The organism is Kitasatospora sp. NPDC094028, from assembly GCF_049543595.1.
GTDB lineage: Bacteria > Actinomycetota > Actinomycetes > Streptomycetales > Streptomycetaceae > Kitasatospora.
Genome location: NZ_JBMVFA010000051.1, coordinates 37,214 through 43,563, shown reverse-complemented (window position 1 = coordinate 43,563; position 6,350 = coordinate 37,214). Strand labels below are relative to the sequence as shown.

Below are 6,350 nucleotides of genomic sequence, written 5' to 3'. Positions count from 1 at the left end.
CTGCGCCGGGGTGGGCCCGGCGCTTCGCGTCCGGGCCGGCACCACTCCGCTTCGCTCTATGGTGCCGGTGGGCTGATGCCCCATCAAGCTGTTGAGCTGGGAAAATGGCTGGACTCAAAACGGGCTGACTGGGGGAGGGGTGGTGCCGAGGGGGCGCGTGCGGGCCGGCTTCGCTCCCGTCAGATTGGTCTAGTCCACGCCCAAAAGACCAATGTTTCGGCCTCAAGGCGGGTCGGGGTGCGCTACCCTCGGAGGGTGAGCAACGGTCTCCAATGTATCAGTCTCAGAGCGTCAGGTGATCCTGCCGAAAATTGGGTCCGGCCCCGTGGTTTTCGAGCGGTTACCGGAATTCACGGTCTGGGACTGACATCCTGCCGGATAGTCGCTTCTGTCGCACACTATTCCCGGTCGCCTCGATTCTCTGGCCGGTCCGTCGAATGTATCAGTAGGGCACTGTCAGTATTTCCCGCGTGGTCCCTGGTGTGGGTCCGGGAATGGGTGAGGGGAGACACGTCTTCGTGAACGTCGTGAAGCCTGGATTGAAGGCCGCTCAGTCCGCCGGTGGCGTCTCGCTGCGCGGGCACCAGGAGGAGGCGCTGGAGGCCATCGTGCGGGACCTGACGCCTCATCCTGGACACCCGGCCCCGAACGGACTGCGGGTGACCGTCCAGATGGCCACCGGCTCGGGCAAGAGCTTCGTGTGGACCGCACCACCTACGTCCTGCCACTCTGGCGGACCACCCCGGCCAACGCCGCGCCCGACCTGCTGGCCACCGGCTCGCACTCCCCGGCCGCCGCCGAGCTGCAGCGCGAGCTGAGCGCGAAGCGGGTCCCCGGCGACGGACTAGCTGTCCATGAAGGTGGTGACGTCCTCGATTCTCTGGTCGAAGGTCACGCTCACCACGAGCCTATATGGCACGACGTGCACTGATCTGTCTGCAAGTGCCACGCGGGCTTCGCCGTCCTGCCAGATGCGCTTCCACCCCAACACGATCCGTACCGCGGTGCGTTCAGGGACCGTAACGCTGACCTCTTCTTCGAACAGGTGCGTACTGCCGATTGCGATCGAGAGCGTGCTCTGCAGTTCGGCTTCGATGCTCCCCTTCACCGAGAGCCATAGAAGGTGCGCAGCCGCCTGGCCGCCCGTGGTTTGGCTGCGACTCTCACCCAAAGTCAGAGCGCGGGTCCACTCGCGAGTGGCTTTCAGGCTGCGTGTGACGGGGGCTGGGCTGGTGCGGTTGTCGATCAGCCGCACGTCTTCGCCGAGCTGTTCCTCGGTGCGCATCGTCCGCGTGAGCCCCAGGACCTGGGCATTCGCAGCCTCAGGGCCAGAAGGCTCGGGTATTGAACCGCTGCCGATGCGGCGCAGCATGATCGGCGTTGTTCTCCATGAGCTGTAGGGGATGTCGCACTCGAATCGGACGACCTCACCCGGGGTTACCAGGATGTCGAATTTCTGACTGTTCTTCACGTTTGTGCTCGAGCTGAGCAGCCAGCGCACTTGCACGCGATGGCGGCCCGGCTGCACAGCGAATGCGACTTCCCCTTGAGGGGGTAGCTGGCCGACGCGAATGTCGTCGATCCACACAAAGGGGATGTTACCTGACCTGTTGTTGCGGCATATTTGCACCACTCCACCAGCTGCAGACAAATCGTCTTGACGGCTCATCAGAGCAGCATGGCAGCTCTCGAGAAGCTAAGGGTTAGGAACCCGTCAAGTACATGGGTCGAGCGCGCCTGCTGGAGCGCGTTCTACGGCTTCCCGCGGCGCGGGAAGTGCTGCGGGGCGGCTGACGGGCCGGCCTCTTCCAGGATGTATACGCAGGTCAGGGCGCAACGCTGTCGTTTGGTCCCAGCCCGCGTTGCACCGTGTTGCACCTCGCGTTGCAGTGCGGGCCCCGCCCGGTCGGGTCCTCGGTCAGCTCTCCAGGTAGCGCTTGAGGACCGCTTGCCGCAGCCACTGGTCCTCTTCCTCGCGGGCTGCGAGGACGGCGCGGCGGCGGGTCCGGCCTGACTCCTCACGGACCCGCCGGACCTCGGTATCGAGTTGGTTCTGAACGCAGAACTCCCTTCGGAACAGATCGGTGGCGGCGGCGCGCAGTTTGCGGCCTGCCGGTCGGCGGGTGCCTCGCAGGTGGCGGCGCAGCGTGGTGGGTCAGGTGTTGAGGAGGTGGGCGAGGAGGTTAAGGGCGGTGTGGGTGGCGGTGTCCGGGTGGTGAAGGTGGTCCGGGTCGAGTGGGCCGTGGGTGTAGTGCTGGAGGAGGGTGAGGAGGTTTTCTTTGGTGGTGTGGGGTTGGTTGATTGTGCAGCGTTGCGCGAAGGGTTCGTGGAATTGGCAGGTGTCCGGGGTGCTTTTTGTTGGCATGGCGCAGTGTGGCTCTGGGGTGCCTGTGGAAAGGTGCGAACCCGCCCATCCTCAATTGGGTAGGCGGGTTCATAATGCATGCGCTTACGTTCTGGGCTTTCAGCGCTTGTCTGGCACTGATCGGCCGCGTGGAATCTGTGTGATATCGCGGGGAGTTTCTCCGCTGCTTCGGGCCTGCTTCGGCCAGCGCTTCGCGTGGAGGAGGCGCACCTGCCACCACGGGTCGTCGTCGGGCGGGCCGCTCTTCTCAGCCCGCCGAAGGGTGCGGGCGGTGGGCAGCTCCAGGATGATGGGGCGGCCCATCGCGGCGCGGCGGCTGAGCTCGCAGGAGGGGCATTCCAGGCGGTCCGGATGGGTGGCTTTATCGAGCAGTAGCGACGTCGCTTGTCGATGGGTTTGGGAGGCGCCCGGATCCACGGATGGGTGATATCGACGAGTTTGGGAGGCACCAGGGTTCTTGCCAGGGCAGCATCGGGATGCTCCTGGTGAAAGGTGCTGGTCATGCCGCGGATGTCGAAGGTCGAGCTGTACGCGGCGATCCGGCGTGACCACCGCGGCGGCATGTCGATGCGAGAGCTTGAGCGCAAGCACGGCGTGACATGGCGGACGGTGCGGAAGGCGCTGGACTCGTCCTGGCCGGAGCCACGCAAGAAGCTGCCGCCGCGGGCGACCGGACTGGACCGCTACAAGCCGGTGATCGACGAGATCCTGCGGGCGGACCTGGACGCGCCGCGCAAACAGCGCCACACGATCACGCGAATCTTCCACCGGCTGGTCGAGGAACACGGCGCCGACGTCTCCTACGGGATGGTCCGCTACTACGTCGCGGCCCGGAAGCCCGAGATCCTGGCCGAGTCGGGCAAGGCCCCGCTGGAGGCGTTCGTCCCCCAGACCCACCAGCCCGGTCACGAGGCGGAGGTCGACTTCGGCGACGTCACGATCCGCCTCGCCGGCGAGCTGGCGACCTGCTACCTGTTCTCCTTCCGCCTGTCGCATTCCGGCAAGGCCGTCCACCGTGTCTTCGCCTCCTGCGGCCAGGAGGCGTTCTTCGAAGGCCACGCCCACGCGCTGCGGACGCTGGGTGGGGTCCCACGGAGCAAGGTTCGCTACGACAACCTCAAGGCCGCCGTCGCCCGCGTGCTCGGGCTGAGCCGGGCGAGGGTGGAAGCGGACCGGTGGATCGCGTTCAAATCGCACTACGGCATCGAGAGCTTCTACTGCCGCCCGGGCATCGAGGGCGCCCATGAGAAGGGCGGCGTCGAGGGCCAGATCGGCTACTTCCGCCGCAACCACTTCGTCCCGGTCCCCGAGGTCTCCTCGCTCGCCGAGCTGAACGAGATGGTCGAGCAATGGGACCGGCAGGACGACGCCCGCAGAATCGGCTCCAGGTCCAGGACCATCGCCGAGGACTTCGCGCTCGAACGACCACTGCTGATGCCATTGCCGGCGGAGCCGTTCGAGACCGGCCGGCTGTTCACTCCCCGGGTCGACCGCTACGGCCAGATCCCGGTCCGCACGAACCGCTACTCGGTCCCCATCCGGCTGATCGGCAAGCGCGTGCGGGTCACCCTTCACGCCTCTCACCTGGTGGTCTACGACCAGAACGTGGAAGTGGCCCGGCACGAGAGGCTGATCGCCAAGGGAGCCGTCCGCCTGGACCTGGACCACTACCTGGAGGTCCTGGTCCGCAAACCGGGCGCCTTCCCCGGCTCGACCGCTCTCGAACAGGCCCACTCGGCTGGCAAGTTCACCCCGGTGCACGACGCCTGGTGGACCCAAGCGATGAAGATCCACGGTGAGCGGGACGGCACCCGCGCGCTCATCGAGGTGCTGCTGCTCGGACGCCACATGCAGCACGAGCACGTCGTCGCCGGCCTGGCCGCAGCTCTGCGGGCCGGGGCCATGACCGCGGATGCGGTCGCGCTGGAGGCACGCAAGGCCGCCCAGGCCGAGACCGAGCCCGCACCGGACGCCCGGAACCTCGGCCAGCCCTCGGCAACGGTGACGTCCCTGCACGAGTGGCGCCTCGCGCATCTTCCCCCGGGCACCAGGCCGCTGCCCTCGGTGTCTCACTACGACCAGTTGCTCCGACGCCGCCGCACCAGCGGCAGCGATCACCGTGAGGGAGAAGCGCAGTGACCATGCCCAGACAGCGAGGCTTGACCGAGCAGGCCGCCGACGCCGCGATCGACTCCGCCTGCCGCCTGCTGCGGCTGCCGTCGATCCGCAACGAGTTCTCCGACATCGCCGACCGGGCGATCAAGGACCAGATGACCTACCGCGGCTTCCTCGCCGAACTGCTGATGGCCGAATGCGACGACCGGGCCCGCCGCAGGTCGGAGAGGCGGATCAAGGCAGCCGGCTTCCCCCGGGAGAAGTCCCCGCGGTCCTTCGACTTCGACGCCAACCCGAACATCGACCCGGCCACCATCCACACCCTCGCCAGCTGCGAGTGGATCAAGAAGAGCCAGCCGCTCTGCCTGATCGGCGACTCCGGCACCGGCAAGTCCCACATGCTCATCGCGCTGGGCACCGAGGCCGCGATGAAGGGCTACCGCGTCCGCTACACGCTCGCGACGAAGCTGGTGAACGAGCTGGTCGAGGCCGCGGACGAGAAGCAGCTGAACAAGACCATCGCCCGCTACGGTCGCGTCGATCTCCTCTGCATCGACGAACTCGGCTACATGGAACTCGACCGCCACGGCGCCGAGCTTCTCTTCCAGGTCCTGACCGAACGCGAGGAGAAGAACAGCGTCGCAATCGCCTCGAATGAGTCGTTCGGCGGCTGGACGAAGACGTTCACGGATCCGCGGCTGTGTGCGGCCATCGTCGACCGGCTGACGTTCAACGGCACCATCATCGAGACCGGCACCGACTCCTACCGCCTCGCGAGCACACGAGCACGTGCTGAGGAGCCCGCCAAGGCTGGCTGGCCCCTGCCGCTGCCTGCCTCGACGGCCAGCCGCCCGACGGGCGGCTGGCCGTCCCGTGTCGGCGCGCGAGTCAACGTGCACCCCCGAGTACAGCTGATGTGCACAGCGTCGTGCGGATTGACGATGAGACGGGCGGAGACAGGTGCGACGCTTCAGCCGACCGCGATCCGATCACAGGGCTTGGCGAGACCCATGAGAACGGCCCGGCTGGGCACCGTGATGTTCCGTCCCCAGCGCCCTGGCCTGGAATGTGTGCCGCATCCGCTTCTGCCTGCCGACGCGAATAGGGACACCTGTCGCCAGGCGGTACTGCACGGATCCGTCCGCAAGGTCAAACGTCGGGTGTGTCAGAGCCGTATCGTGGTGAACAAGGTGGTCCCGTGTACCGCGTCCACTTCCTTCCGATCGGTCTCGGTGAACCCGACCTTGGCCAGCACACGGCGAGAAGCGGTGTTCCAGTCCCAGACGGTGGCCCACAGACGTTCGTATCCCGATGATCTCGCCCACTCCAGAACCGCCAACGAGGCCTCAGTCGCGTATCCCTGATGCCAAATTCGGCGTAGCAGCTCGAATGCCAGTTCCGGTTCCCCTACCGCTCCTCGCCCGCTGTCGACCAGCCCGCAATAGCCGATGACGTCACGAGACGCCTTCCGTTCGACCGCCAGCAACCCGGTCGACCACAGCTGGTTGGTGCGGATCAAGTCCTCGAGCTCCGCGACCGTGGGGTGTCCGTCCGCGTCGATTCGGCGGTGCGGCGGCACCCGTGGATCACGTTCAGTCCACAGTTCACGCTGGACGACAGCCTCGTCTACCCGCCAAGGTCTGAGCAGCAGCCGACTCGTCTCGAGTAGAACCTCGCTGCCCGGCGCGCCAACAGTCATGACAGCAACCATCTCACGGGCGAACGAGCTGTCGTACCACGGGGCATGGCGCCGATCGCAGACGCTCGATATGCGGGACAACCGAGATCCATCCCTGAGTGTCGCCTTGCACCTGTGCACGTTCGGTTGTACCCGGTGGGACACGCTGACCTGTTGCGCCGACATCCCGCT

General features: G+C 66.5%; 4 protein-coding genes and 1 pseudogene. 3 read left to right on the top strand and 2 right to left on the bottom strand.

The window, feature by feature from the left end; all coding sequences use genetic code 11:
* The first annotated feature begins 494 nt into the window (after positions 1–494).
* Positions 495–818, top strand: coding sequence for a DEAD/DEAH box helicase family protein (locus tag ACPC54_RS39575; RefSeq protein WP_498972156.1), 324 nt, complete (start codon positions 495–497; stop codon positions 816–818).
* Positions 819–844: 26 nt separating this feature from the next.
* On the opposite strand, the gene ACPC54_RS39570 is transcribed toward ACPC54_RS39575, so the two are convergent.
* Positions 845–1,588 (bottom strand): hypothetical protein, encoded by a 744-nt coding sequence (locus tag ACPC54_RS39570; protein WP_498972150.1) that lies wholly within the window; start codon positions 1,586–1,588, stop codon positions 845–847.
* 1,287 nt (positions 1,589–2,875) lie between these two features.
* On the opposite strand from ACPC54_RS39570, the gene istA reads away from it, so the two are divergent.
* Entirely contained in the window at positions 2,876–4,504 is a 1,629-nt protein-coding gene (gene istA / locus ACPC54_RS39565) for an IS21 family transposase (RefSeq protein WP_498972154.1), read from the top strand.
* A pseudogene (gene istB, locus ACPC54_RS39560) lies at positions 4,501–5,292 on the top strand (IS21-like element helper ATPase IstB); the annotation flags it as partial. The gene istA and the pseudogene istB, both read left to right, overlap by 4 nt.
* 353 nt (positions 5,293–5,645) lie before the next feature.
* Here istB and ACPC54_RS39555 read toward each other — a convergent pair.
* Positions 5,646–6,179: a GNAT family N-acetyltransferase gene (locus ACPC54_RS39555; protein ID WP_498972148.1), complete on the bottom strand. Its 534-nt coding sequence runs from the start codon at positions 6,177–6,179 to the stop codon at positions 5,646–5,648.
* Positions 6,180–6,350 lie beyond the last annotated feature (171 nt).

Excerpts from the sequence above, each read along its gene's own strand:
- ACPC54_RS39575 (WP_498972156.1), top strand. The coding sequence starts at position 495 with ATGGGTGAGGGGAGACACGTCTTCGTGAACGTCGTGAAGCCTGGATTG.
- istA (WP_498972154.1), top strand. The coding sequence starts at position 2,876 with ATGTCGAAGGTCGAGCTGTACGCGGCGATCCGGCGTGACCACCGCGGC.
- ACPC54_RS39555 (WP_498972148.1), bottom strand. The coding sequence starts at position 6,179 with ATGACTGTTGGCGCGCCGGGCAGCGAGGTTCTACTCGAGACGAGTCGG.